General features: G+C 59.8%; 2 protein-coding genes. Both read right to left on the reverse strand.

The window, feature by feature from the left end:
- On the reverse strand, window positions 1–1,530 hold a 1,530-nt coding region (locus tag ACYVI2_RS00005; RefSeq protein WP_460490241.1), incomplete at its 3' end, for a methyltransferase.
- 65 nt (window positions 1,531–1,595) lie between these two features.
- Window positions 1,596–1,788, reverse strand: a 193-nt coding sequence (locus tag ACYVI2_RS00010; RefSeq protein ID WP_460490242.1) for a hypothetical protein, incomplete at its 5' end; no start/stop codon positions are given.

Genomic DNA, 1,788 nt, shown 5'->3' on the forward strand with positions numbered 1-1,788 from the left:
CACCGCAAGCGGCCGGCGGCCTAGCCGCCGGCCAACCGATGCGAGTGAGGTGATCGGTTCGATGTCCTCAGTAGATCGCTCCGGCTTTGCAACTTGAGACGTTGTCACAAACGCCGGCGCCAAAACGTCTCCGTGCTCACGCACCAGATACGCCGTCAACGCTGCAATCGTCGGCGCCTCAAAGAATACCGTTGGACTCAGCGTCAGCCCATACCGCTGGTTCAACACATTGCCAAATGAGGTCAGCGTGATCGAATCGAAACCGAACTCGCTCAGCGACGCATCTTTTTCAAGCTCTTCGCGAGCGATCTGCAGATGCGTTGAGATCAATCCCGTCAACACACGCTCAAGCTCTTCAGAGAACGTACCGCCGGCAATGGTGTCCTGCTCCGGCTCCTCTTCTCGCGCCGGCAGTGCCGCGGGCGAAGGCAGCGATACACGGAGTTCCGCCTTCGGCGCTCTCGTCTCGCTCTGGACCTGTACCAGACCGTCGCTAGTAGCCAGAATGATCTGCTGGCCCAACTCATGGGCAGCTTGCGCGGGCGCTTCGATCGCGCCAAATCCTTCCGCCGTCAACACCTCGTACCACCCCTGTGGACTCAAGGCCGGCGTCCCAGGTATACGTACCGCCTCGTCCTCGGCCAGCCACCAACCCTCCAGTAATCCAAAGGTCAGGTGCAAGAACAGGCTCGCCTCACTCAACTCATTGAGCAGCAGCAACCCATTGCCTTTGAGTAGCGTTTTTACATGCCGCAAGGTGCTTCTGATATCCCGCGTCGCGTGCAGCACATTCGCCGCCACCACAACATCGTAATGGCCCAGCACGAACCCCTGAGCCACGGGCGAATGCTCGATGTCCAGGCGCTTGGTTTGCAGATACGGTGCTTGTGCGGCGTAGCGCTCCCGTGCATGTAGCAGAAACGCTGGCGATACGTCCGTGTAGCAATACTCCTCAATGTGCTCGGCATAAGGTGCCAGTTGCGCGAACAACCCCGCGCTCGTCCCGCCCGTGCCCGCCCCGATCTCCACGATCCTCAGCCTCGCCCGTGGGTCGTGCCTCAGGCGGGCGCGCACATACGTGTCCAGCCGCTCACCCAGCACGTCGTTGAAATAGTCCGCCACTGGATGATCACGATAGACGCCTTCTACCAGACTCAATTGCCCTTGCGGAAACAACACGTCGGTCGCCGCGCGCTCTCCCCGCAAAATCGCCGGTAATGCCGGCAGCACCGCATCGAGCAAGCGCAACTGCGCCGCCACCACAGCATCGCCGCGAGCCTGTTCTCGATAGATCTGCCACTGTGACCATGAGGTCCCCCAATCCAGCTGCGCCACATCCTGGATCGCGCCCTGCTCCCGCAACATCCGCAGGCCTGCCTCGTGCCAGCGCACATAGCGCGGTGCCAGCCCTGCGGCTACCGAAAGCCAATCCTGCTGCGCCAACAGCGCATACAACAGGCGACTCAGGTTCTGCTCAAGACCACGTTGTGCCTTTGCCACCTTCAACATGTCCTGTACTGCTGCCGACATAATACGTATTCCTCTTAAGCCAAATAGATGCAGGAGGGTTCTTCAACCAGTGAAAAGAAATCGCGTTATGCCGATAGCAAGTCGACGCTTTCGGCGGAAGAATCAGGCAGTCCAGAAGAAAGTTTTTCTTGAGGCGTCTGCATCACTACTCTCGGCGCATTCGATGCCGCCGTGATCGAGACCCTCTCGCTAATGCCCAGGCTGCGAGCCGCCGAGGCTTGCGTCGTCTTCACAAACACCACTTGATCCACCGGTCCC

This window comes from Bordetella tumbae (assembly GCF_054780995.1).